Origin of the sequence: Paenibacillus sp. FSL H8-0548 (assembly GCF_038630985.1) — a bacterium.
Taxonomy (GTDB): Bacteria; Bacillota; Bacilli; order Paenibacillales; family Paenibacillaceae; genus Pristimantibacillus.
Genome location: NZ_CP152049.1, coordinates 4,006,533 through 4,030,305, shown reverse-complemented (window position 1 = coordinate 4,030,305; position 23,773 = coordinate 4,006,533). Strand labels below are relative to the sequence as shown.

Below are 23,773 nucleotides of genomic sequence, written 5' to 3'. Positions count from 1 at the left end.
GGATGATCATATGAAGAAAACAGGGCATCAGGCCCTCTTTGAGAATAATCGTGATGGTGTGCTGCTTGTAGATAAAACTTGTCAAATCATTGGAAGTAATTTTGCATTTAGCACACTAACGGGCTATACCCATAACCAATTAAATAAACAGCCATTATTTTTTATGCTCAAAAGTATTGCTGCAGATGAGCGCCGAACTATTCTTCGGGTAATCGCCCATGGAATAACCAGCTTTGACACGGCGATCATTCATCAGAAAGGCAACCGTGTTGAATTGTCAGTTTCTCAAATTCCTTATACCGAAGATGGAAAGCAAATCGGCAGCTATTTTATAGCAAGAAATATAACCGAAGAGAAGCGTGCCACTGAAAATTTATATAAACTAGCCTTTTATGATGAATTGACAGGCTTACCTAACCGCCATAAATTTAATAAAGATTTTGAACAGTCGTTAGCAGTATGTTCGAACGAAAATAAATCTTTTGTACTCATGATGATTGATATTGATGGTTTTAAACGGATTAATGATAAGCTTGGACATTATTATGGTGATCTCGTGTTGAAGGAAATTGGCAACCGATTACTTGAAAATATTAACGATGAACAGGTGGAGGTTTCACGTTTTGGCGGCGACGAGCTTACCGTTATCTTAAATAATGTAAATGAATATGATGATATAGCTGAGCTAGCGAAGCGGATTATTAAGCTGATTCAAATGCCAATTCATTTCAATAGGAAGGAATATACGGTCACGGCCAGCATCGGTATTGCGGTATACCCAGACCATGGCAAGGATACAATTGAGCTTATGAGAAACGCTGATAAAGCAATGTATGAGGTGAAAAAGAACGGAAAGAACAACTATTTATGTTATATAGATAAAAATAAAAAGCCTGAAAAACGGGTAAATCGTGGAGTTAACTGAATAAAGACAAAAAGAAGAACAGCTTTGCTAATCAAGCTGTTCTTCTTTTTGTGCAAACCGCTGCTTATTAAAAGCAATCCATTCTCTGGTCGCTAAAGAGAGATAGCCAGAGCGTTTCCATACCATGGCAAGCCGCCAAGGGATAATGGGCTCGCATAGCGCTGCTGTACACACCTCTCCTGAATCAAGCAATTGACAGATGCGAGCAGGGAGCATGGCAATGCCGAGGTTTTCAGCGACCATTTTTCCGATAAAATCCCATTGCGAACTTTCATATACGATGTGGGGAATGAAGCCTATCGTTTGGCATTCGTCTATAATTCGATCATGAAGTGCAAATTCACTATTAAACAATATGAACCGCTCGCTTGATAGCTCGTTTAGGCTGATTTGCTTGCTTGCAGCAAGCGGGTGCGAAGGATGCATAACAACTCTCATGTGGTCTTCCACGAGCTGGAATGAATCAAAAACATCGTTATCGATTGGCCACAATACAACTCCTACATCCAACAATCCTTGTGAGACATGCTCTTCTACTTTTTTGGCTCCATACTCCATTAGCTTAATCGAAATTCCAGGATATTGATCCTGAAAGCTCTTAATAACACTTGGGAAAAAGCTGGAGCCTGCCATAGGCGGGAGCCCAATACGGATACTGCCTTTCTTTACAGTTCTTGTCATGATTCTAGCTGGAATATTGAGTCAGCGTATGACAAGAAAGCGAGAGGGTGACGTGCGATGATTCAAGCTGCTTTGTGGTTAATAATCACAGTTGTCATTTATTTGGCAGCAAAAAGGCTTTATGGCTTATTTCCTAAGGTTTATTTGACACCGCTGCTAGTAGAGCCAGCTACGATTGCGCTTGCAATCACTTTATATCGACATATGGATATTTTGCGGAAAAACGTTTGGGTTATTGCGATCAGCGTTACGGCAGGCGCAGTAATCGCTATTATTACTTCAGTCGGCGCTGCTTATTTATTCGGGCTAGATACCGAAGTGATTGAAAGTCTTGCGCCGCGATCCGCTACAACCCCGATCGCGGTATCCATCTCTGGCTCCATCGGAGGAGTTCCGACGATAACGGCAGTCGCCACGCTCATAACCGGATTGATCGGCTTAATAGCAGGTCCGCTTATTATAAAATGGTTTGGTATTAAAAGTGCAGTAGCTCGCGGCATATTATTTGGAACGAGTGCACATTCTGCTGGAATTAGTAAAGCGCTCGAATATGATGCGGTCACGGGATCAGTCGCTAGCATCGCTATGATGGTAACCGCATTCGTCACGCTGCTCGCGACGCCATGGCTCATGGGATTATGGTAAGAATGGTTCGAGCTCTGATTCAATCATTCGAATCCATTCACGGGAGGCGAACGAAAGATATTTGTCTTTGCGCCATATCATCGATAATTTCCAAGGGATTTCAGGTTGAATGATGGGGATCGTTGTAAAACGCTCCGTGTCGAGCTGCTTGCATATCCCTTCAGGCAAAAGAGTTATGCCATACCGAGCAGCAACCATTTCTGTCATAAAATCCCACTGGGAGCTCTCAAATACGATCCTCGGTTCAAAGCCCGCTGCCTCGCACTGCTCAGCAATGAGGTGATGAATAGTGAAATCTTTACGGAACATAATAAAAGATTCATCTGCCAGTTGTTTCATTGCAATGGATGAGCATGAAGCGAGTCGATGATTGGAATGAACAACTAGTCGCAAGTTTTCATTAATGCAGGGAAAAATATGATACTTCTCGATATCCTTTACGGGAAGAATAACCATGCTGAAATCAAGCTCCCCTTGCAATAAATCCTGCTCTAAGCTTTTGCCTCCTTGTTCGATTACTTGCAGCTTGATGTGTGGAAAGCTAGTTAAAAATTTCTCAATAATAGCAGGTAAGAAATAACTTCCAACCATAGGTGGAATGCCAAGACGAAGCGTTCCTTTCTTTAAGGATACAACCTCCTCCAATTCACTCGACATATGCTCGAAGGACTGTATGATTTGCTTCGCTGAACGAAGAATAGTCATACCAGCATCAGTGAGCTCAATTTGCTTTGAGGACCGGTCAATGAGCTGTACACCTAAATCTTCCTCAAGCAGACGTACCATTTTGGATAAAGAAGGCTGTGTGATATGCAGCTTGCGTGCTGCAAGCGTGAAGCTTCCGGCTTCTGCTACAGCAACAAAATAATTTAAATGTTTTAAGTCCATCAGATGAGCTCCTTTAAGGTGCTTGCAGTAATCAACGCGGGTGCTGTATACAAAGGAAGTATAGTGAAAAGGAATGAAAACTATTCGATATATGTATTTTACCTATAGGTTGTACGGGTGTAAACTTATGAGTATCAAAAATTTATGAAGAAAAAAGGTGTACCATGAAAATGATGGAAAAGCTTAATATACCATTATCATCAAGACCAGCGTCCGCTTCACTGACAATTAAAGAATCAATCGTATTGCCTCCAGATACCAATCATCACGGAACGATTTTTGGAGGCAAGCTTATGGCCTATATAGATGATGTAGCAACGATCGCTGCAACTAAGCATTCACGTCGTCCTGTTGTAACAGCTTCGACCGATTCTGTTGACTTCCTGCATCCCGTTAAAAAGGGTGATGCTGTAAGCTTATCTGCTTTCGTTACTTGGTCCCACAAAACCTCGATGGAGGTGTTTGTACGAGTAGTAACAGAGGATTTGCTGACGGGCGGTCGCAAGGTATGTGCTACTTCATTCTTAACCTTCGTAGCACTCGGCGAGGATGACAAACCAACGACTGTTCCAGGCGTATTAGCAGAAACTGCGGAAGAGCGGCTGTTATTTCAAACAGCGCCTGAACGGAAAGAAGCACGGAGGATTCGTCGTCAGGAAAGCAAGCATTTTGCTAATTTTATGGGAACGGAATATGCATTTATGGAATCGAAGACTCCAGCGTCATCTCTGAATTTGTTAAATAAAGGATATGAATCCGCATGGGTTTCGGAGTGGTAGGGAGTTAGCTATTTCTGTTATTGTGGATTCGTTTATAGATAATATCCATCTCATCACAGCATTTTAAGAAAAATAACTACAAACGGTAATTAATACCATGCGCATTAAAAATTATTAATGACTGTATCGCCCTAATATTCGTTAAGATTAGCGAATGCTATACGTATTGGGGGTTATCGATAATGGAAAAAAAACGATGTTTGTTTTGCTCGGAGATTGTACCATTTGAAGAAGAAAGCGGCTATGATCTGTACTTGGGCTGTCATTGCGCACCTAAAGGCTCTTATCGCCTGGAAAGTGAAAGCTATGCTGCGATTAACGCTTTCTCCTATTTAGCCAAGAGTAAACAATTTCCGATTGTATCGGCATATATACGAGAGCGCTCAGAGCTAGGCGAGGTTGTCGCGTTATCAACAGAGAAGCTAGTGGAGATTGGCAATTCGCCTACCATTCCTATAACGATTGAACAGAAGGAAGCTCGATTGCTGCAATATTTATACAGACATTCGGAAGGACCAGGTGAGCCGGTCCTTATTCACCCGCTATCTCAAAGCTACAACTTAACTTATTCTCCTAATCTGCAGGAGCTTGTTTATATTATTGAGAAGCTAAAGGAAGCTCGACTGATCATCCGAGAAGGAATGAACTTCAAGCTAACGGAAAAAGGCTGGAGCGAAGCTGCTGCTAGTATTGGCGGAGGTAAGGCGAAGGATTGCTTTATTTTGCTAGCTGAGGATGTTGACTTGCGAAATGAATGGGAAGAGGTTGTTTTTCCTAAAATGGAGCAGTGCGGTTATATTCCAAAATTGTTTTGTCAGACGAAATGGGGCACCCATAATAATCATTCCATCGAGCAGATTTTGGATGGCAATTTCATTATTGCGGATCTAACGAATCATTCACCGGAGGTTTATTTTGCAGCAGGCTACGCGATTAGTAAAAATATGCCTGTTACATGGACGATCAAACGAAGCTCAATTGATCAGCTTTCTATTCAATCTCATCCGATACGTCCATTCGTATGGGATAAAGCAGAGGATCTGGCAGCAATGCTGCAGCAGAAAATAAGCTATAAAGGGATAAGCTTGTAATATGGCTGATTGATAAATCAGTTCCTACGGGAATGACAACAAAAAAACACATTTTTATGTGTTTTTTTGAAATATAGGATAGTATACTAACGTAAATTAACTGCACATGGAGGAAGGCTTTAATGCGGCGTTGAAAGCAGAACGATTTTCCCACAGAAAAGAGTGAATTTGGCTCTCCTTCTCAAAGAAAAACTCAGACTCATCCATATACGCTTCTCCAAGTCCATGTATGCTGTAGCGATCCTCACCATAGCTCATTAAAGTCCACTGGCCACCGCGCTTGCGATCGGAGAATACAAAATAATATTTATTTCCTATGGCATCCCATTGTGCTAGATCGTTAAAGTTTTCTAAAATAAACGTAATGTCCGTTTTCTTTTTTATCAGCATGTTTGATCTCCTCTTTCTTTTAGAAAATAATTGGAATATCTAAGTATTCTCTTGCATAGGGACAAATCAAGAATAGCTTATATTAAAGAAAAAGGTTGTCAGATGCTCGTCGCAGTTTATAGGAACATTTGACGAATTTTGCGGAAATGGCATTGAAGCGGAAGAAATGACAAAAAAAAGCCCATCGAATGGGCTTTTTTTTGTAGAGGAGGTTATTGAAACGCGCCACCGCCATAAAGATAGCGACAGCCGTTTCACATTGCTCAGTAGCCTTTACCGCTGCCGCCAACAATCCCACAGCTGCACGCAATAATAACCAATAAAATGAAAAGAACTAAAATAGTCCCAGTATTTGTGAAAGCACCGCCAACAAATCCGGACATCGTTCATCTAACCTCCTTACGTATTAAATACATATGAGCGTCATCTTTTACTGTGAATGACTATATGTCATTGAGAAAATAAATTTAAATTATTAGTAGCCGCCACCGAAAATACCGCAGCTGCATGAGATAATAACGAGCAAAATGAAAAGTACGAGAATGAAGCCAATACTATGGTTTGCACCACCGACTAATCCTGACATGAGACATTCACCTCCCGTGTTTCTTGTGTACCATGTATAGTATGCGGAGGGTGCTAGCAGCGATTGGATATTTGTACCGTATGCATTTTATAAATGTCATTTGAAATGAAGTTGCAGTTACTTTAAAAACTATGTATACTAAACAAAGTAGAGTGATCAAAACAATATTTATAAAACACATCGGAGGAATATTAACATGAACGTATTAGTCATCAAAGCAAACAACCGTCCAGCAGCAGAAGGCGTATCAAGCAGAATGTACGAAACATTTATGGAAGCTGTAAAAGATGCAAAAAACCTTAACGTAACTACGTACGATATTTTTGAAGAAGATATGCCTTACCTAAGCCAAGAGCTATTCAGCGCATTTGGTAAACTTCAAAGTGGCGGCGAGCTTACAGACGGTGAACAACGTCTTCTAGCTGCAAAACAAAAAGCAATGGATGCTTTAACTGCAACAGATGTAGTTGTATTTGCATTCCCGCTTTGGAACTTGACTATTCCAGCAAAACTGCAAACATTCGTTGATTATGTTTACGCTGCAGGTTTTGCATTTAAATATGATGCACAAGGCAATATGCTTCAATTAATGACTGATAAAAAAGCGGTATTCCTAAATGCACGCGGCGGTGTTTATTCAAGCCCTGAAGCTGCACCAATGGAAATGTCCGTTAATTATATGCGCAACGTATTTGGCGGTGTATTCGGTATGGAAATCATTGGTGAAGTTATTATTGAAGGTCACAACGCAATGCCTGACAAAGCAGCTGCTATTATCGAAGAAGGTTTGGTTAAAGTGACTGAGCTTGCAAAAAACCTTGCATATCAACCTGCTTAATTAATATTTTTATAAAATATAAGAATGTATAAGTTTCACATTTATACTCCGCCTATATTTCTCCGGAATGAAACGCGCCACCGCCATAAGGATGGCGACAACCGTTTCACCTTGGCTCTAATAGTATCTTGATTCAATATAGAGAACGTTCATTAAGTAGAAACCTTACTTGATGAACGTTTTTTATTATTGACCCAAATTGTGCCATCTACAGTTATTGATTTCACTTCTGAGCCTATTTCATGTAGTATTGGATGAAGAGAATGCAAAAAACAGAGAATAAAGATGTAAGGAAGGATAGTAATGCAGCATATTATGTCATTTTTATCGGGATTCTTTTTTGATTATGAAATTTATTTCCGAGTTTTTATCAGTGCTTTTCTAGGATTATTAATAGGGTTCGATAGAACACACAAAAACAAGCCTGCTGGCGTAAAAACCTATACGTTTGTTACGGTTGCTTCGGCCCTTATCACGATTATTTCGATTGAAAGCGTGGGAGTATACGGTCAATTGTACGACAATACCATGATGGACCCGATGCGCTTAACAGCTCAAATTGTGTCTGGCCTAGGCTTTCTTGGTGCGGGGCTTATTATGAAAACAGGATTTGAAGTAAAAGGCTTAACCTCGGCTGCGATGATTCTGTTTGCTGGTGGAGTTGGTATTGGAATTGGCGCGGGCTTTTACGGCATAGTTATTTTCACGATCATTACAGCATTCTTCTTCATCCGGCTTGGTGGCTGGATCGAGAAACGGGAGCATGACAAGGCACAAGCGAAGGATGATATTGATTTATCGCTTTGAGCTTAATGGTTACTGATCACTTCATAGCTCTCCATCCGAGAGATAGACTCCTTGAAAAAGGCTGTCTATCTCTCTTTGTGTTGAGTGTGAATCATTCACAAGATTAATCTGGAGCTCAGTAAGCAAAGTGAACCTGTAGGTAATATGACAGAGTGGCTTGAATCCAAGACAGCAGGTTATGACAATAGGAATGAAACGATAAATGTCTTGAAGGCGGACTTTGATCAGGATGGGGTTTCCGAAGAGTGGGTTACCGTTTTACGTGAGAATGTAGTAGATAAGCAATCAGGAAAGTTCGAGCATCGTGTGGCTTACGGAATATATATCGCCTTTAGGAATGGGGAATTCGATATTCAGAGCTTTGATTTTCCGGATGAAAGCTTCGGCAGGGCAGATGTGAAAGCTGTAGAGGATCTTACCGGTGACGGCAGACCTGAAGTGGTGTGGGTTTCATTTAACAGCGGTGCACACACTACTATTGCGACATATACCATTTCTACCTGGTCAGATGAAAAGCTGAATATGTTGGAAAATGGTGTAGAAATCGCAAACGTGTCCAATACAGAAATTCAGGACGGGAAATTGATACTCACCGGAGGGTTAATTGGCTCTGTTGGTGCTGGTCCATGGCAACGGGAATATACAGATACTTACAAGATCCAGGGTGATATGATTAAGCGAATTGACCGAGTATTTGCAGCCGCGTCAACCCCATATCATCGGTTTATAGACGGTCTATGGTCGGAGGTTCATGGTCACTCAGATCGGGCTTTGCAGTACTATACAGAAGCAGCAGTTATGAAAGCTGCCTCATACAAAGAGTATAATTTCATTTTTGATGGCGAATGGGTAGAAGGAAATAGCATGGAAAATGCTTGTGCTTCAGTAAAGAAAGCTGCTGGCTATGATGATGCTTGGCTGCCTTACTTGAATGCTCCAGCGGGCTATGCTAATCCAATATGGGCAAAGGCTGCGATATGCTCAGGAATTGATGAGTTAGAGCAATAAGCAATCGGCGTTGCCGGTGGTAGTTAATACGTAATAGAAAAGAAATAAATGATCAGAATTTTTCTTACAGATAGATGCCCATTTCTTTTGTTCCATACTGGCATATCATAATTCAAATCATCTTGAAAATGGAGTTGAAGGTATGCCTCCTGTAATAAAGGGCCAATCTAGCAGAAAAAGAATAGATATTCTAATACCAGCTATTGAGAAAGATTTAGAGACACTTCCTTACGTTATTGATGCCGCCAGAAAACAAGTGAAGCATCCAATTGGCCAAATACTGATCGTTGCTCCGAAGCGAAAAAAAATGATCGAGCTTTGCAGAAGAAAAAATTGTAGATTTGTCGATGAAAACACGGTACTTCCGATTACCAAAAAAGACATTCATTACGGCACTAAGAAATGGGAAAGATCCGGTTGGCTGTTTCAGCAATTGTTGAAAATGAGCGGGGATACGTTGTGCAGCTCCGATTACTTCCTGGTCATTGATGCTGATACGGTATTGATACGTCCTCATGTTTTTAAAGCAGGTAATAAGACCGTGTTTTATTGTCGCAATTGGAGCCAGCCTGAGTACTTCAAAACGTACAGAAGACTTCTAGGGAAAAAAGCTTCCGCACCAACCTCATTTGTTACCCACTACATGCTCATTAATAAGGCGAAGCTGGCACAGCTAAAAAGAAAAATTTCAGCGAATCATCAATCAAGCTGGTATTCTGCGATCTTAAGAAAGATGGACAAATCGAAGCAATTCGCTTTTTCTGAATTCGAAACGTATGGCAATTTTCTATATTCCAATAACCCCAGCGGAGTAGTTCTGAAGAAAGCATTGAATAAAGGGTTAAATACTAATATTGGTCAGGTTTCAAAGAAAAAAATTAAGGTGCTCTCGCAAAGATATAGGTCGATCTCATTTCATAAACGTAAAGGCTATGTACGAAAACAAGGAATGAAGAGTCAGTGACGAGCGCCTATCGAGTGGTATGGAAGGGGCCATTGAAGTCAGCCTCTGGTCTTGGAATTGCAAGTAGAGAATACGTACGTGCATTAAGGCGGCAGGGGGTGAGTACTGCGGTCGGAACCAAAAGAAGCCGAATGACCAGATATTCAAAGAAGCGCAACGTGCTCATATATCATTACGCCCCTAATACGCTTAACATACGAAGGGAAAGGAAGCATTTCAAGACGATTATAATCAATACCGTCTGGGAGACGACCCGTATTCCTAAGCGTTGGCGTACTCCGATCAATCAAGCCGATGCCGTATGCGTCCCTTCACTCCATAACAAGCAAGCTATGCGAAATAGCGGAATTAGAATTCCTATCATCATCGCTCCTCATGGCGTGCATGCCCGTAAGTTTACTCCTAAAAATAAAATATGGCCTTCAAAAAAATCGAATAAAACATTTACTTTTATATCTATTTTCGGATTTCAGCACCGGAAAAATCCCGAAGCCTTGCTAAGAGCATATTGGGAGGAGTTTTCTTCAAACGATAATGTTCGTCTTATCATCAAAACAAACGGATATGGCTCCCGGGAAAATGAACCCTGGATTCGCAGCCGAATACAAGCCTACAAAGCTAGTTTGAACATCAGCAAGAGTACCGCTCCCATTCAAATCATTACTCGACGTTTAAATGCTAACCGTTTACGTCGCATTTATGCGCAGGGGCATGCCTTTGTTCTTCCTACACGAGGAGAAGGCGTTGGCTTGCCATTTCTAGAATCGCTGGCCAGCGGTGTCCCTGTCATTGCTACAGGTTGGGGTGGACATATGGACTTCTTAACCAAATATAATTCGTTCCTAGTTCAATATCAATTGCAGCCCCCGATCATGAGTATGAACAGAAAATCATCTATTTCTCGGAAATTCCGTCAATTGTTCTCCGAAAAAGGGCAGTTGTGGGCAGAACCGAGTCTTGTAAGCTTGCGAAGGCAGATGAGAAAAGCATATGAAAATCCTCACTTGTGCAAGATGAAAGGAAGGCGGGGGAGGCATGACGCGCTAAAGCTTTCGTGGAACCGTGCGGGCTATGCATTAAAGAAAGCGATAGAAAAAGTAATTAGGATTAAGAAATAGGTGTTGAATAGCCCTCAACTTGGTAATAAGATGTGGGCTATTTGATTTTCTGCTAAAATGAACTTTTTACCAAGCTCAATACTCTTATAGGGGAGAGAGGTGAAAGCATGGATGTCATTCGTTTGGTGAAAAAAGCGAAGAAAGGAAATAAAGAAGCATTGCTTCAATTAATTATGTCTGAAAAAGATGCCTATTATAAGCTTGCTTTCACCTATATGGGAAATAAGCATGATGCAATGGATGCGATGGAGGAAATGATTGTTAGTGTGTATGAGAAGATTGATCAGCTCAGGAAGGAGGAGTTCTTTTACAGCTGGAGCAAGACTATTTTGGTAAATAGTTGTAAGAGCTTGCTTCTTAAGCAGAAAAAGCTGGTGTTAGTAGAAGATTGGGATGAGACCAATGAGAAGGAATTAGGTCATGCTTCGACTAACGATCCATATTGCAGCAGTGATCAACAGATGGACATTCAAGCTTTGTTATTACATATAAATGAGCATCAAAAAGAAGCGATACAATTAAAATATTTTCATGATCTCGATTACCAATCCATAGCTGACATTACTAAGGTCTCAATTGGGACCGTAAAATCAAGAATATTTGAAGGATTGAAAAGGCTAAGAGATCATTATAGGGGTGATGTGGATGAATAACGTCGAGAAGAGATTAGTTGAAGAGAAACAGCTTATGGAGTCTATAACAGCACCAGAAGAGCTGGAAATGAGATTAAGAGATGCTCTAAATGCGGCTGCTCCGAAAAGAAAGAAACGAATCGCACCAATTTGGAAGATCGCAGCAGTTATTGTATTTGCTTTAGTTGTATCCGGAAATAATTACAATGCTTTTGCCTATTATGGAAAACAGCTATTTGGTTTTGATGATTTAATTGAGGGAACGTTAAAGCAATTGAACGATAAAGGCATGGGACAAATGGTAGAAAAAACGACGAAGCTGGAAGATGGGACAGAACTTATCATTAACGGTATAATGTCGGATGCGAATCAGCTGGTAATGTATTACACTTTAAACAATCCAAATGGACTAGATGATCATTATGGTGGTTTTTTTAGTCCTAGAAACATAACTGGCTTTTTGACGAAATCAAGCACCAGAAGCGGCATGTCAGTCATGAATGAAAATCAAACGGAGATTAAAGGTTCGATGTCGTTTGATAATGTTAGTCCTTTTTCAAAAGAATTAACGCTGCACTTCTGGCAATCCTTCCAGAATGGTGTAAGAAAAGAAAGCACGGTTTCTTTTCCCTATGATCCCAATAAAGCGATGCAAACAGAGATTAAACAGTCGATAAATAAGAAATTTAAAGTCAATAAAGGCACGATTACATTCCAATCAATAACGGCTACGCCGATGATGACAGTAATCAATGGAAAGCTGAATGTAGAGAACCTTTATAAAGTTGATAATGCGTTAGGTGGAATAGAATTAAAGGCCAATGGACATCCAATAGCATATTTAGGAAGCGGCACTCAATCTTCTTTTGGTGGAACTGAATTTTATATTCACTTCGATTCATTGCCAGAACAGCTGGATAAGTTAGAGCTCGTCATAAAAGAGTTTGCTGGATATCAAAAGCTAGAAGAAAAGATTTCATTAGCATCCTTTGGTGATGAAGCGATTAGTCTTAATGGGAAAGAGTTAAGGGTGAAGGATGTATCAACGACAGCAGACGGAGTTGAAGTAACGATCGTCACAGATGAAGATGTGAGGCTGGAAGGCGTATCTATTGATTCGCAAGCGGGGATTACTCCGTTGAAAACGACAGTAAATCAAAACTCTACGATGCAAGCAGATGGCAGATGGCTGAAGGAACGTACACTGTTATTTGACACGATAAATGAGCCGGAATATCTTCTAATCGAAGGGATGCACTATATGTCCGAATACAATGGGGTGATTGAGATCCCTGTTTCAGATTAAGGGCACATTTGCTAATGAGCAGAATACACTATTCAAAAAAGGAGCTTTTAGCCTAATGGGTAGTCATAACGAACTGAGTCTTGTGACGAAAGCCTATCTAGATTCTTTCTTCAACATACTTAATAACATGATTCGGGAAATGACAAGTGTACAGCTCACCAATAGTATTTCTGATATTTTTATTAGACAGATGATTCCACATCACGCAGCAGCCATTGAAATGTCTAAAAATATTTTGAGATACACTACAAATCTGGAATTGCAAAGCATTGCACTGCACATTATTGCTGAACAAACAAAAAGTATTATGAATATGCGAGACATACAGCAGAAGTGCAGCTTAATAACAAATACTGATTATGAACGCTCTCAATACATGAATAGATTTGGAGAAATATCTAAAACGATGTTTTATGAAATGGGATCAGCCCCTATTACAAATGGTATAAATGCAAATTTTGTGAGAGAAATGATTCCGCATCACGAGGGTGCTGTACGCATGTCACACAACGCACTTCAATTCAATATCTGTCCAATGCTAAAGCCGATTCTTAATGCGATCATAACCTCTCAATGCGAAGGCATCAAACAAATGAAACAGTTGCTAGCGAGACTGGATTGTTGTTGAAATAGAAAAATAAAATGGAAAAATTTTGTAGAAATTTACGTTTTGGGCGCTGCGCGAGAAGATCATTCCTACGATCGCTGTTGCAGCCAGATTCTTTGATTTCCTAAGACATTTAAAGGTGAGAATCCGGCTGCAAAGGCGAACACTTCGTTTCTCCAGAACGATCTTCTCGCTTCGCTTATACTTCATTTTTTATATTCAAGTTATATACTAGGAAAAAGGCTGCCGATTGGCAGCCTTTTCTCAATTAACATTGCAAGCTCTGATTGTATTCAGGGAATGAGGGAACGTTTACTTGGAATTGAACTGTGGCAGAATAACGTTGAATTTGCTAGAGATATATAACGAGAGAAGAAAGAATTACATCAAAGATATTTCAATAATAGGGATAAGCTTTGAAATAGCATCATGTGCAAGTGGTTGGACCAATGCAGTTACCTCATGGGTATAGCTAATTATTGCCCTTCACGTACCTGTTATTGATTGGATGTTTGCGTGAATCAATAGTTAGGAACTTCTGCCATTGGAATTGGCGGGAGTTTTTTGTTTGTAGCGTGCCCAGAGGCGCGTATCGTCTAGTTGGTGAAAGTCCAACCGAAGGAGGGGCCAAGCCACCTTCGTAGCTAGGATACCTACGTATGGCGAAATCTGTGCGTAGAAGCGTATCGACAAAAGTACCTGTCAGAGACAGGGCAAGCAACCTACCAGGCCGTAACATGAAGTGAATCTTGCCGCGTCGTCAAAAAGGCCTCGCAAGAGGGAAAAGAGGAAGCCGAGTCTTGTGCAATTAGACGAAGGCCAAGGAAGCTATGGAGAACTTGGAACAATAGCGAAGAATCCTCCGGCGTAAAGGGAGCGGCATGGTAGGAAAGAGGATGCAGTGAACTGGGGAGACCCTCCCCTGCACGGAAATTTTTTTTTGAAGCCCGTAAAGAGACGCTCTATAAGCCATGGGGTGAAATGAGTAGCCTGCAGGAAGGGAGTCCGAGGGGCTCATAGTACCGAAGAACGCAGGACAACACAACCTGCGGGAGGGAAGGAGCCCTGCTTTGTTCATGTTTCATAAGGAGGTACGAGTCAGTGAATGCCGAGAGGCTAACAACACCAAAGGAAAACGTTCAACAACTCCAAGAGAAACTAGGTCAAGCGGTCAAGGAAAACAAGAAGCGCAGATTCCATGCCTTGTATGACAAGGTGTACCGAAGAGATATGCTCTGGGAAGCATGGCGCCGAGTACGTGCCAATAAAGGCGCAGCAGGCGTTGATGGCCAAACCCTTGCAGAAATTGAAAAGCAAGGAGATTTCAACTTCATCGAAGAGTGTCATCGCTTACTGAAAGAAGGCACGTATCATCCAGCGCCGGTCAGAAGACAATACATTCCGAAGAAAGATGGCAAGCAAAGACCATTAGGTATCCCAACGGTACGTGACCGCGTCATCCAAATGGCAACGAAAATGATCATGGAACCCATCTTTGAAATGGATTTTCAGGAAGTCTCGTTCGGCTTTCGGCCAAAACGCAGTGCCAAACAAGCGCTAGAACGCATTCGGAAAGCCTGCAACCGCAAAGGGAATTGGGTGATCGACGTCGACATCCAAGGCTACTTTGATGCCATTAATCAAGAGAAGCTGATGAAACTGGTGGCGATGCGAATCAGTGATCGGCGGATATTGAAGCTAGTGCGAAAGTGGCTAGGTGCGGGGGTTATGGAAGAAGGTCAAGTACGGCGCTCAGATTTAGGCACGCCGCAGGGCGGAGTCATTTCGCCGCTGCTCGCGAATATTTATCTGAACTACTTCGATCTGTTGTGGGAACGCCACGGTAAGAGTTTGGGAGAATTGACGCGCTATGCAGACGATCTGGTGGTCGTTTGCAAGACGAAGAAAGAGGCAGACCGAGCCTATGCGCTGATCCAAGCGATCATGGAACGGCTTGAGCTCACCTTGCATCCTGAGAAAACGCGAATCGTAGGATTGTGGACAGGTGAGGAGGGTTTCGACTTTCTAGGCATGCATCACAGGAAGACGAAAGCGGAAACGTCGCAAGGACGCGTTTACTACACGACCCAGCAGTGGCTAACCCGGAAGGCGGAGGAACGTATACGGGAAGTGGTCAAAGAACGACTTGCCCCGCCAGGGATGCGACAAAAATCAGTCGAAGAACATGTGGCATGGTTAAACCCGAAAATCCAAGGGTGGCGGAACTATTACTATACCGCCTATAGCCAGCAGAAATTGGCGAAATTGGATTGGTATATTATGCAACGGTTCATGAGATGGTATGCGAAGAAACGTCAGCGAGCGAGATGGAAGAGTTCCTTTCAAGAAGTAAAACACCTGATCAAGCTTCACGGATTAAAGACGCTCTTGTAATCTGCATGCCGATGAATGACGAACATCGGAAAGCCGTATGAGGGAAAACCTCACGTACGGTTTGATGAGGAGGGGCTGAAAAGTTCAGCCCTTTACTCTAGTAAGAACAATATTCGTCATATTCTTCCAATTCATGGTATAATAAGACTATTTTAAAAGACCTATTGTAACCAAATGAATTATAATACCAAATGGATTGGCAGGTGGATACGTGAACATTTTTGACACAGTTCCTGAAAAATTTTTCTCTGTGCTGGCATCGGGGAACAAAGAAATATATGTTGATGCGCTCATGCTGATACATCAGATGTTCAAGTATGAACTTAATATACGGGTAGACGATTATATCTCGTCTTTGATAGCCCAAATTGAGGATAAATCCTTTATGCTCGAAGAAGATGACGAAGTAACCGAAGTCAGCTTGACATCTAATGTTAAAGCGCGTTTGATATTGAACCGCCTGGTTAAAACGGGATGGGTAGATAAGGAGTTTCTGGATGGTTCATTTATTGAAATTATTACTCCACGTGATTATGCCATTAAAGTAATGAAGCTCTTGAGTGAACTAAGTGATCAGACCCTGCACGAGTATAACTCCCTCGTATTCGCGACTTATTCTGGTCTCAAGCAAGCCAAAAATGAACATCAAGGGCAAATGTATGAGGCAGTCTTGTCCGCAAAGACAAACACGGAGCAACTTACTTACGAGCTAAAAAGGCTTTATCATGGAATTCGCAGTTATTTGCGGCGAATACAGGAGCAGAGTGAAGTGAATGTGCTGCTGAAAAATCATTTTGAAGAATACAAAAGGATGTCCGACAGTATTTATCATCCGATCAAAACAATGGATTCTATTCATCGCTATATGGCACCAATTCAGGAGATACTGTCAGATATTCTTGCGGATGAAGAACTCATGGATGAGATGCGATCAAGAGCCATGACGATCCGAAAATATGAGAATGACGATGAGGCGGGGCAGGAGATCATATCTTCAATTGATTATGTTTTGGATGTATATCAGTCAATTGGAGGAATTGTGAATGAAATTGATAGAAAGCACAGCGCATACACAAAAAACTCTATTGAAAAAATCCAATACCTGATGACTGCAGACCAAAGTATCAAGGGGAAACTGGTTGAGCTGTTGAAAGAATACTCAAAATCTTCAGATACCAAGCGCACTGTAATCGTTGAGATGCTTGAACAGAATATTCGAGTCAATCGACAAGAATTTATTGATGGGAAATCTCTCTATCACAAAAATGTACGTAGTAAGCGTGTCAATTCTGAACCGCTGGAAATCAAAGATGATAATACGTTTTCTAATGCGGCTATGACCGATATGTTGCAACAAATTAAAAATGGATACCCCGTGGCAAGAATTCGAACATATGTAAACAGTCTTTTTAAAGAAAATGCATCTTCTATTAATAGTGAAACAATAGCGATTAATAACGATGAGGACTTTATACTTCTGATACTGGCTATGGTTCGCGCTAATGAACGAGGCATGAATTACAAGGTGCAAATGAACAATGGTCGACTTGATAGAAATGGTTACATAATTCCTAATATGACGTTCAGCAAAAGAGAGGTGGGGCACCATGTGGAATGAGAAGTACATAGGACTAACTACTTATGAGAAAGGCGAGTTCAAACGTTTGGCGAATTACCTGTTATCTCATACATATATGGTGCGATATGAGTATCAGTCTTCACAGCAAATGACCTTGCCAAACTACGACTATCAGATAGCTTCACGTCTATTTGGAATTTTACATGATTATTTTGCGATCACTGGCTGGCGGCTTGAAAAAGATGATAATTATGGAATCATGTCCTTAATAAATATATTTGACCATAATCGCTTGAGAATTGATCGATTCACTACATTATTTTTATATACATGCCGTCTCATATACGAAGAAGAGAGAGAACAAGTAAATAGCTTCCATACGGTTAAAACAGATACTCAAGCAGTTGTTGAAAAAATGCGAATGCTTGGACTTCTTGATAAGGGGAAAACAACACAAAAAGAACGTATTGAGGCCCAAAGAACGCTTGCGCATCATAATATTATTCAAAAAATGGAATCTTCTGCATGGAACAATGAAGGTAATCAAATTCTCATTCTCCCATCCATCTTATCTATTATTTCCAATCAAGGGATCAACGATATGATAACAGAATTAGATGAGCTTCGAGTAGATGACGACACTAGCACAACTGGAGAACAGGAGGATTAGAAATGAAACGGATGACAAAACTCTTGCTGATTCATTGGCACTACTTTGTCCATGAAGTTATTGAGTTAGATAAAGTGAATTTTCTGACCGGAAAAAATGCCTCAGGGAAGTCAACGGTTATGGATGCTCTGCAGTTGTTACTGCTTGCCGATACTAGTGGTAGCTTCTTCAACAAGGCTGCCAGTGGACGCGGTAATCGAACCTTAAGTGGATATTTACGCGGTGAATTAGGCGACAATGAGGATTCAGGTTTTAAATATCTACGTAATGGACGTTTTACAAGCTATATCGCCTTAGAGTTCTTTGATGAGGAGAAGAAAAAATATTTTACCTCAGGGTGTTGCTTTGATACTTATTCGGAAAACGATATGCAAAAATTATTTTTTCGATTTGACGGAGCCATGCCGTCAAATGAGTTCGTTATTAATAGGAAGCCGATGGATATTACAACTTTGAGGGCATATATCAAGGAACACTATTCCATAGGACGTAGTTATACTACCGATGTAAATCGAGATTTTAGGCAGGATTTATATGGGAAACTTGGAGGCTTGCGTGATCGCTTCGGTCAGTTATTGAGGAAAGCTGTTTCGTTTAATCCCGATGTTGACATACAAAAATTCATCTCGGAATTCGTCTGTGATACGCAACAAACAGTTGATGTCAGCCGAATGCAGGAAAATATTAGAAGCTATAAAAGCCTGGAGCAAGAGGCTGATGTGCTTAAGGATCGAATCACGTTGCTTGAACACATTGTTACGGATCATCAAACCTTTGAAAGCCACAGACAAAATGAAATTCTATATTCCTATCTGATTGACCGCGCGCAAGTAGATATCAAATTGACTACTAGTGCAGGTGAGAAAGAAAAAGTAACCGCTTATTCCGCCCAGCTAACTGTATTGAACGATACCTTAGCAAAGGAAACTGAGCGGCAGAGCAAACTGCAGGGTGAACGTAATATCATGCAAGCCAACCTGCTCAGTAACAAGGAAGCGCAAATTTTAGAACATCTCCAGTCTCAAATCTCAGAGAAAGAGCAACTAATATCTACGCTTCATGGGGATTTCGGTAGGACTTCTGCATTACTTTCAAGAAGCATTGCTTCATGGAGGATGAACATTAATGGGTTCATTCAGAAAATTCAAGGGACAGATACTAGCTCTCTCGATCCGATATTGACGACTCGTGTTCATGACTTGGTTGATGAAGGACAACAGTTTTATACCAAGCTTGAAACACTCGGAAATAGTGATGCAGCATCCATTTTAACAGTTGGGGAGAAAGGGCTCATTCACTATTCAGCCAGAGCGGATGTTATACGAATGCAGTGCAACGGCCTCGTTTCACGATTCTCTGAAGAACAACAGAAGGTTGCCGATAATCGTAAAGGATTACTGACGGAGCAGCAGTCCCTTGAAAGTGGTGTCTACCGCTTTCCACAGGATGTACTTGATCTCAAGGAAGCTGTTATAGGGCGTTTGCATACGCAAACTGGTTCATCAGTTAAGGTAGTAGTAGTGTCGGAAGCAGCTGAACTTAGGAACAAACGCTGGCGTAATGTTATTGAAGGATATCTTAATACACAAAAATTCTATCTGATTGTCCCACCGGAGCACTTTGACACTGCACTTCGTGTTTATGATGATATTAAAAGACAACGAAACATCTATAACACTGGTATTGTGGATATTGAAAAGCTTCAAAGAATAAATCCCATTGCAGAACCTGGAAGCCTTGCTGAAGAACTTGAAACAGATGATCCCAATGTGCGCCTATTTTTAGATTTTACACTTGGTCGTGTGAAGAAATGTGACCGCGTCAGTGATTTACGCCGGCATCGAACAGCGATTACAGACGATGGAATGTTATATCAGAATTTTGTTGTAAGAGCGATGAATCCAGATAGATGGGCTAAGCCTGCTATTGGCCAAGGTGCAATTCAGCAACGCTTGGAAGATGTAAAAAGAGAGATTAAAGAGTTAACTGATAAAATAGCTGTTTGTGCATCGGTAAAGATTGCCTTTCAATCGGGAAATGCTCTAATGATACTAAGTGAATCGGACGCTAAGCAGACTGTTACGGCAGCGGTAAACGTTGGACAGATTCCAGCGATAGAACAAGAAGTCATTTTGCTGAATAAAAGTATGGAGTCTATTGATAAAAGTACTGTTGAAGCAATACAGGAACGCATCGAGTCATTAGATCAACAACTGGGGGCTCTTTATAAACAGATTGACGTATATAAGCACGAATTTAGCACCATCAAAGAACGCTTGCGTGTATGCATAGAGGAAACAATTCCAAGACTTTCTAAAGAATTGGAAACGATGGAATTAGAACTTTCTAGAAAATACGAAGCTGAATGGCTCCAGAGCACAGGAAATACAAGATATCAACGTGAGCTCTTAAGTAGAGGTAATGCAGTTGATATTGAACGGGCATTTCCGAGAGAACTTAGCCGCTCCGTAAACGCTAAAAACGCTTTGTGGGACGAGTTGAGAACTTTGCGCCGCCAATATAATGATAAGTATATCATGGGGTATGATATTGACGCCGTGAGTAATGACGCTTACGATAATGCGTGGATTGAGCTTAGCGATATTAAACTTCCGGAATATTTGACTCGTATCGCCGATGCCCGAAGTAAAGCTTTTGAGCAGTTTCAGGAGGATTTTTTAAGCCGTCTACAATATAACATAAAGGATGCAAGACGGCAGATTGATGGACTAAACAGTGCATTAAGCGGAAGTTCCTTTGGCGAGGATACATATCGTTTTCTGATTATTCCAAAACAGGAATATAAACGATATTATGATATGATCGTAGATCCAATGCTGCTGGAAGGCGGGTATAATCTTTTGTCTGATCAGTTTAATGCAAAATACAAGGATGAGATTGCAGAACTGTTTGCAATTATCACGAATGAAGGAACCGGATCGAAAGCACAGGAACGCGATGATTATGAAAAGCGAGTACAAGCTTTTACGGATTATCGGACTTATCTTTCCTTCGATTTAGAGGTCATTAACCGCGAGGGAGAATCACAAAGACTCTCTAAAACACTTGGAAAAAAATCTGGTGGCGAAACCCAGACGCCATTTTATATTGCAGTATTAGCATCATTTGCACAATTGTATCGCATTGGCCGGGACAAGACAGCTAATACATCTCGTATCATCCTGTTTGATGAAGCATTTTCCAAGATGGATGGCGAGCGAATTGTGCGTAGTGTTGAACTGTTACGTGAGTTTAACTTTCAAGTGGTACTTTCAGCACCACCCGATAAAATTGGGGATATTGCCACTCTTGTAGATAGGAATTTATGCGTGTTACGTGTAGGAAAGCAGGCATGCGTGCGTAGTTTCGACCCTAGGAAGTTGGAGGAGCTTGACTATGAGTGAAGGATTTAAGCGCCAATTAGTTTCAGCTTTACTTGATAAATATGAGCGTAGCAGTTTTTTTTACACGGAAAAACGTCCGACACGTCGAATTATGCTGAAATTATATGATGGAGGGCAAACAGAGTTCCCACAATATGATATAGAGCAATATGAAACGCGCAGTGTGATAAATTTTGCAGTACAGGCCTTGTATGAGGCGCAGCTCTTATCATATCGGTGGATGAAAGGTGAAGAAAATCACATCATAGCAGAGGTATGGCTGAATTTTGAGAATATCTCTTCTGCGTACTCCTTGATTGGGCGGCAACCAAAAGGCGATTTGGTGGATGAGGTTTGTTTAGAACTGTTGAATTCAATAGATAAAGTTCGTAGCGGATGGGCAAAACAGTTTCTGAGCGATGCATATGACATCATTTCTAGAAAACGATCTATTGGAAACAGATTACCAGTAGATAGAAGCGAGCGTAGTGATCTCCTTCGTGCAATATGTTGTATTGATCAAATGGGTGAGTTAGAAATGCTTGAGCGTGTATTTTCGCTTCAATGTTTCGGAGATTCAAAGAGATTCGAGAAGGCGATAAGAGCACGGCTGCTTGGCATATTGTCCAAATATCTAGATTATGAAGATGATAATACTGATGAGGAAATTCTTAGACAAGTAGGTATTACGAAGTATCCCGAACAATTGGAGTTTTGTGGGCAAGTAACCATGTTCTTTGATAGCGGAACCATTGACTTTTCACATTTGATTTTTGGGGGCGTTGTGAACTCGAAAGATTTCCAACGAGGTCAGTTAAGAGTATCTCCAACAATAGAACGTGTGATTTCAATAGAAAATCGGGCAAATTATATTGAGTATATCTATAAGCAAAAAAATGACCATGAATTAGTTGTGTTCCACGGCGGGCAATTTAGCCCTGCTAAGCGGAAATTTTTAATGGCTGTTGCTGCATCCATACCTACGACTAGCCATTGGTATCATTGGGGAGATATCGACTTTGGTGGATTTTCTATGCTGGCAAGACTAAGACGGGAAATTAAGCACGATGTTATTCCATACCGCATGGATAAATCGGAATTGATAAGATATTCTTTGTTAACGGCATCAGTACAGCCGCAATATATTGAAAAGCTATGTAGCTTGAAGCGGCATAGCGAGCTTGCCGATTGTTTACCCTGCATTGACCATATGATAGAAAATCGTGTCAAAATGGAACAGGAAGCTATGTTGACCGATCTTATTTAATAATCAAACTTAATAAAATGGACATCAAATAACAAAAGCGATCATGCCAAACTGAGCATGATCGCTTTTGTTATTTGATGTCAGTTATTGCTTTTTATTTCGTCGATTTCATTTTCAACCAATCCTACCAACTAGGCAGCCTTCATATCCAGCGCCGCAGCAATAGCAAGTAATGAATTTAATGTAGGCTGGTGGATACCTCTTTCCAGCATGGATATGTATGTTCTATCAAGATTACTACGGCATGCCAATTCTTCTTGGCTCACCTTCTGCTTCTTGCGAATACTTTTTAATATCTGTCCAAAAATAGCTTCTGAGTTCAAAGGGATACCTCTTTTTGAACTTATTATCCTTGTGTTTATAACCATATTTCCACGGAGTATACTCTACAAAATGGTGTGAATCTCTATTTTTTTGTGATGTGATCTGACTGGAAGTAGTAACATATACCAATCTATGAGGAGTATGAATGAAATGAAAAATTGTCCTAATTGTGGAGATCAAAAGCAACATCTGGATTCTTTGTACAAATGTACGAATTGTTTTAAGGTATATTGCTCTCGTTGTGGCAACAATAGCTGCCCACAATGTGGTAGCGGTGGAGTTATCTTAGAAATCGTTACAGATCAATTCAATTAGAGTGGTGAAGAACTGATATGGAACAGACAAAGAAGAAAATGCGAGGTAAATGGTTCATAGTGTCATTGGTTGGCCTTATTTTGCTTGTTGGTGTCGTAGGCTGTTTTTCAATGACAAATACAATTGGATAAGTAGTGCTTCTACAACACCTAATTATTACTACTCACCAGATCAATTTACAGCAATGGACTTATCTATCTTCGATACGAAAAAGAAAAAGTAAATCGGCTACGGAATGGAAAAGCCCGAGATAGAGAAAATTATTGTGACTGCTGATGGATTGAATAGATATGTAACTATGAGGAACATTGGACTCAACAATGGCCCCAATGATCATCTGGTGGTATATGGACTTAAACCGACTGTATCAAGTGAAGATTGGGATACATACATTTTTGGAAAAATAAACAACAGCTTCAAAAAAATGAAAACGCATATGCAGAAAATCAGGATTTAACGGTTTATCAAATTTCATTTCAAAGGGAAAATGGAAAACTTGTATCTATATCGATTTCAGATATGCTATTCGCAAAGAAACACTATTAAATAAGTATCCTACGAAGTGATGTTTAAATG

23 protein-coding genes are annotated in these 23,773 nt (G+C 40.8%); 17 read left to right on the top strand and 6 right to left on the bottom strand.

Annotation, left to right across the window (positions count from 1 at the left end):
* Positions 1–10: 10 nt before the first annotated feature.
* Complete coding sequence (locus MHI37_RS17205; RefSeq protein WP_179090210.1) at positions 11–925, top strand: sensor domain-containing diguanylate cyclase; 915 nt, start codon at positions 11–13, stop codon at positions 923–925.
* A gap of 27 nt (positions 926–952) precedes the next feature.
* Here MHI37_RS17205 and MHI37_RS17200 read toward each other — a convergent pair whose 3' ends face one another.
* Entirely contained in the window at positions 953–1,606 is a 654-nt protein-coding gene (locus tag MHI37_RS17200; RefSeq protein WP_083676256.1) for a LysR substrate-binding domain-containing protein, read from the bottom strand.
* Positions 1,607–1,663: 57 nt separating this feature from the next.
* Between MHI37_RS17200 and MHI37_RS17195 the strand changes: the two genes are divergently transcribed.
* Positions 1,664–2,251: an LrgB family protein gene (locus MHI37_RS17195; RefSeq protein WP_076336904.1), complete on the top strand. Its 588-nt coding sequence runs from the start codon at positions 1,664–1,666 to the stop codon at positions 2,249–2,251.
* Here MHI37_RS17195 and MHI37_RS17190 read toward each other — a convergent pair.
* A complete protein-coding gene (locus tag MHI37_RS17190; protein WP_179090209.1) occupies positions 2,243–3,139 on the bottom strand; it encodes a LysR family transcriptional regulator in 897 nt (298 codons plus the stop codon). The two genes, MHI37_RS17195 and MHI37_RS17190, sit on opposite strands and share 9 nt — an antisense overlap.
* 170 nt (positions 3,140–3,309) lie before the next feature.
* Here MHI37_RS17190 and MHI37_RS17185 point away from each other — a divergent pair, with 170 nt between their 5' ends.
* Together MHI37_RS17185 and MHI37_RS17180 are read left to right on the top strand one after the other, a co-directional pair.
* A complete protein-coding gene (locus MHI37_RS17185; RefSeq protein ID WP_256710520.1) occupies positions 3,310–3,918 on the top strand; it encodes an acyl-CoA thioesterase in 609 nt (202 codons plus the stop codon).
* A gap of 182 nt (positions 3,919–4,100) precedes the next feature.
* The gene (locus tag MHI37_RS17180) at positions 4,101–5,009 is read left to right on the top strand and encodes a hypothetical protein (protein WP_076336901.1); all 909 of its coding nucleotides are present in this window, start codon (positions 4,101–4,103) and stop codon (positions 5,007–5,009) included.
* Between the two features lie 96 nt (positions 5,010–5,105).
* On the opposite strand, the gene MHI37_RS17175 is transcribed toward MHI37_RS17180, so the two are convergent.
* The 3 genes from MHI37_RS17175 to yjcZ all read right to left on the bottom strand — a co-directional run bounded on the left by MHI37_RS17175 (position 5,106) and on the right by yjcZ (position 5,985).
* Positions 5,106–5,399 carry a hypothetical protein gene (locus MHI37_RS17175; RefSeq protein ID WP_076336900.1) on the bottom strand — a complete coding sequence of 98 codons (294 nt, stop codon included), beginning with the start codon at positions 5,397–5,399 and terminating at the stop codon, positions 5,106–5,108.
* A gap of 263 nt (positions 5,400–5,662) precedes the next feature.
* The gene (locus tag MHI37_RS17170; protein ID WP_083676255.1) at positions 5,663–5,782 is read right to left on the bottom strand and encodes a sporulation protein YjcZ; all 120 of its coding nucleotides are present in this window, start codon (positions 5,780–5,782) and stop codon (positions 5,663–5,665) included.
* Positions 5,783–5,874: 92 nt separating this feature from the next.
* Positions 5,875–5,985: a sporulation protein YjcZ gene (gene yjcZ, locus MHI37_RS17165; protein ID WP_083676254.1), complete on the bottom strand. Its 111-nt coding sequence runs from the start codon at positions 5,983–5,985 to the stop codon at positions 5,875–5,877.
* A gap of 196 nt (positions 5,986–6,181) precedes the next feature.
* On the opposite strand from yjcZ, the gene MHI37_RS17160 reads away from it, so the two are divergent.
* The 13 genes from MHI37_RS17160 (at position 6,182) to MHI37_RS17100 (ending at position 22,558) form a co-directional block, all read left to right on the top strand.
* Positions 6,182–6,823: an FMN-dependent NADH-azoreductase gene (locus MHI37_RS17160; protein WP_076336899.1), complete on the top strand. Its 642-nt coding sequence runs from the start codon at positions 6,182–6,184 to the stop codon at positions 6,821–6,823.
* A gap of 303 nt (positions 6,824–7,126) precedes the next feature.
* Entirely contained in the window at positions 7,127–7,630 is a 504-nt protein-coding gene (locus MHI37_RS17155) for an MgtC/SapB family protein (RefSeq protein WP_144023681.1), read from the top strand.
* Positions 7,631–7,774: 144 nt separating this feature from the next.
* Complete coding sequence (locus MHI37_RS17150; RefSeq protein ID WP_076336898.1) at positions 7,775–8,638, top strand: hypothetical protein; 864 nt, start codon at positions 7,775–7,777, stop codon at positions 8,636–8,638.
* Positions 8,639–8,780: 142 nt separating this feature from the next.
* A complete protein-coding gene (locus MHI37_RS17145; RefSeq protein ID WP_076336897.1) occupies positions 8,781–9,602 on the top strand; it encodes a DUF6492 family protein in 822 nt (273 codons plus the stop codon).
* Positions 9,603–9,934: 332 nt separating this feature from the next.
* On the top strand, positions 9,935–10,720 hold the full coding sequence (locus tag MHI37_RS17140; RefSeq protein ID WP_256710519.1) for a glycosyltransferase: 786 nt from the start codon (positions 9,935–9,937) through the stop codon (positions 10,718–10,720).
* A 107-nt stretch (positions 10,721–10,827) separates the two neighbouring features.
* Positions 10,828–11,373 carry a sigma-70 family RNA polymerase sigma factor gene (locus MHI37_RS17135; RefSeq protein ID WP_076336895.1) on the top strand — a complete coding sequence of 182 codons (546 nt, stop codon included), beginning with the start codon at positions 10,828–10,830 and terminating at the stop codon, positions 11,371–11,373.
* Positions 11,366–12,658: a DUF4179 domain-containing protein gene (locus tag MHI37_RS17130; RefSeq protein WP_076336894.1), complete on the top strand. Its 1,293-nt coding sequence runs from the start codon at positions 11,366–11,368 to the stop codon at positions 12,656–12,658. The genes MHI37_RS17135 and MHI37_RS17130 overlap by 8 nt, the downstream gene beginning before the upstream one ends.
* Before the next feature lie 55 nt (positions 12,659–12,713).
* Complete coding sequence (locus tag MHI37_RS17125; RefSeq protein ID WP_076336893.1) at positions 12,714–13,286, top strand: DUF305 domain-containing protein; 573 nt, start codon at positions 12,714–12,716, stop codon at positions 13,284–13,286.
* Positions 13,287–14,366: 1,080 nt separating this feature from the next.
* A complete protein-coding gene (gene ltrA / locus MHI37_RS17120; RefSeq protein WP_076336892.1) occupies positions 14,367–15,659 on the top strand; it encodes a group II intron reverse transcriptase/maturase in 1,293 nt (430 codons plus the stop codon).
* A 211-nt stretch (positions 15,660–15,870) separates the two neighbouring features.
* Complete coding sequence (locus tag MHI37_RS17115; RefSeq protein WP_076336891.1) at positions 15,871–17,277, top strand: Wadjet anti-phage system protein JetA family protein; 1,407 nt, start codon at positions 15,871–15,873, stop codon at positions 17,275–17,277.
* Positions 17,267–17,908: a DUF4194 domain-containing protein gene (locus MHI37_RS17110; protein WP_076336890.1), complete on the top strand. Its 642-nt coding sequence runs from the start codon at positions 17,267–17,269 to the stop codon at positions 17,906–17,908. The genes MHI37_RS17115 and MHI37_RS17110 overlap by 11 nt, the downstream gene beginning before the upstream one ends.
* A 2-nt stretch (positions 17,909–17,910) precedes the next feature.
* Positions 17,911–21,312 carry an SbcC/MukB-like Walker B domain-containing protein gene (locus MHI37_RS17105; protein ID WP_076336889.1) on the top strand — a complete coding sequence of 1,134 codons (3,402 nt, stop codon included), beginning with the start codon at positions 17,911–17,913 and terminating at the stop codon, positions 21,310–21,312.
* Positions 21,305–22,558, top strand: a complete 1,254-nt coding sequence (locus MHI37_RS17100; RefSeq protein ID WP_076336888.1) for a Wadjet anti-phage system protein JetD domain-containing protein — start codon at positions 21,305–21,307, stop codon at positions 22,556–22,558. Before MHI37_RS17105 ends, MHI37_RS17100 begins: the two co-directional genes overlap by 8 nt.
* A 131-nt stretch (positions 22,559–22,689) precedes the next feature.
* Here MHI37_RS17100 and MHI37_RS17095 read toward each other — a convergent pair whose 3' ends face one another.
* A complete protein-coding gene (locus MHI37_RS17095; RefSeq protein ID WP_076336887.1) occupies positions 22,690–22,881 on the bottom strand; it encodes a helix-turn-helix transcriptional regulator in 192 nt (63 codons plus the stop codon).
* Positions 22,882–23,773: the final 892 nt, after the last annotated feature.

Excerpts from the sequence above, each read along its gene's own strand:
- MHI37_RS17205 (WP_179090210.1), top strand. The coding sequence starts at position 11 with ATGAAGAAAACAGGGCATCAGGCCCTCTTTGAGAATAATCGTGATGGT.
- MHI37_RS17200 (WP_083676256.1), bottom strand. The coding sequence starts at position 1,606 with ATGACAAGAACTGTAAAGAAAGGCAGTATCCGTATTGGGCTCCCGCCT.
- MHI37_RS17195 (WP_076336904.1), top strand. The coding sequence starts at position 1,664 with ATGATTCAAGCTGCTTTGTGGTTAATAATCACAGTTGTCATTTATTTG.
- MHI37_RS17190 (WP_179090209.1), bottom strand. The coding sequence starts at position 3,139 with ATGGACTTAAAACATTTAAATTATTTTGTTGCTGTAGCAGAAGCCGGA.
- MHI37_RS17185 (WP_256710520.1), top strand. The coding sequence starts at position 3,310 with ATGATGGAAAAGCTTAATATACCATTATCATCAAGACCAGCGTCCGCT.
- MHI37_RS17180 (WP_076336901.1), top strand. The coding sequence starts at position 4,101 with ATGGAAAAAAAACGATGTTTGTTTTGCTCGGAGATTGTACCATTTGAA.
- MHI37_RS17175 (WP_076336900.1), bottom strand. The coding sequence starts at position 5,399 with ATGCTGATAAAAAAGAAAACGGACATTACGTTTATTTTAGAAAACTTT.
- MHI37_RS17170 (WP_083676255.1), bottom strand. The coding sequence starts at position 5,782 with ATGTCCGGATTTGTTGGCGGTGCTTTCACAAATACTGGGACTATTTTA.
- yjcZ (WP_083676254.1), bottom strand. The coding sequence starts at position 5,985 with ATGTCAGGATTAGTCGGTGGTGCAAACCATAGTATTGGCTTCATTCTC.
- MHI37_RS17160 (WP_076336899.1), top strand. The coding sequence starts at position 6,182 with ATGAACGTATTAGTCATCAAAGCAAACAACCGTCCAGCAGCAGAAGGC.
- MHI37_RS17155 (WP_144023681.1), top strand. The coding sequence starts at position 7,127 with ATGCAGCATATTATGTCATTTTTATCGGGATTCTTTTTTGATTATGAA.
- MHI37_RS17150 (WP_076336898.1), top strand. The coding sequence starts at position 7,775 with ATGACAGAGTGGCTTGAATCCAAGACAGCAGGTTATGACAATAGGAAT.
- MHI37_RS17145 (WP_076336897.1), top strand. The coding sequence starts at position 8,781 with ATGCCTCCTGTAATAAAGGGCCAATCTAGCAGAAAAAGAATAGATATT.
- MHI37_RS17140 (WP_256710519.1), top strand. The coding sequence starts at position 9,935 with ATGCGAAATAGCGGAATTAGAATTCCTATCATCATCGCTCCTCATGGC.
- MHI37_RS17135 (WP_076336895.1), top strand. The coding sequence starts at position 10,828 with ATGGATGTCATTCGTTTGGTGAAAAAAGCGAAGAAAGGAAATAAAGAA.
- MHI37_RS17130 (WP_076336894.1), top strand. The coding sequence starts at position 11,366 with ATGAATAACGTCGAGAAGAGATTAGTTGAAGAGAAACAGCTTATGGAG.
- MHI37_RS17125 (WP_076336893.1), top strand. The coding sequence starts at position 12,714 with ATGGGTAGTCATAACGAACTGAGTCTTGTGACGAAAGCCTATCTAGAT.
- MHI37_RS17110 (WP_076336890.1), top strand. The coding sequence starts at position 17,267 with ATGTGGAATGAGAAGTACATAGGACTAACTACTTATGAGAAAGGCGAG.
- MHI37_RS17105 (WP_076336889.1), top strand. The coding sequence starts at position 17,911 with ATGAAACGGATGACAAAACTCTTGCTGATTCATTGGCACTACTTTGTC.
- MHI37_RS17100 (WP_076336888.1), top strand. The coding sequence starts at position 21,305 with ATGAGTGAAGGATTTAAGCGCCAATTAGTTTCAGCTTTACTTGATAAA.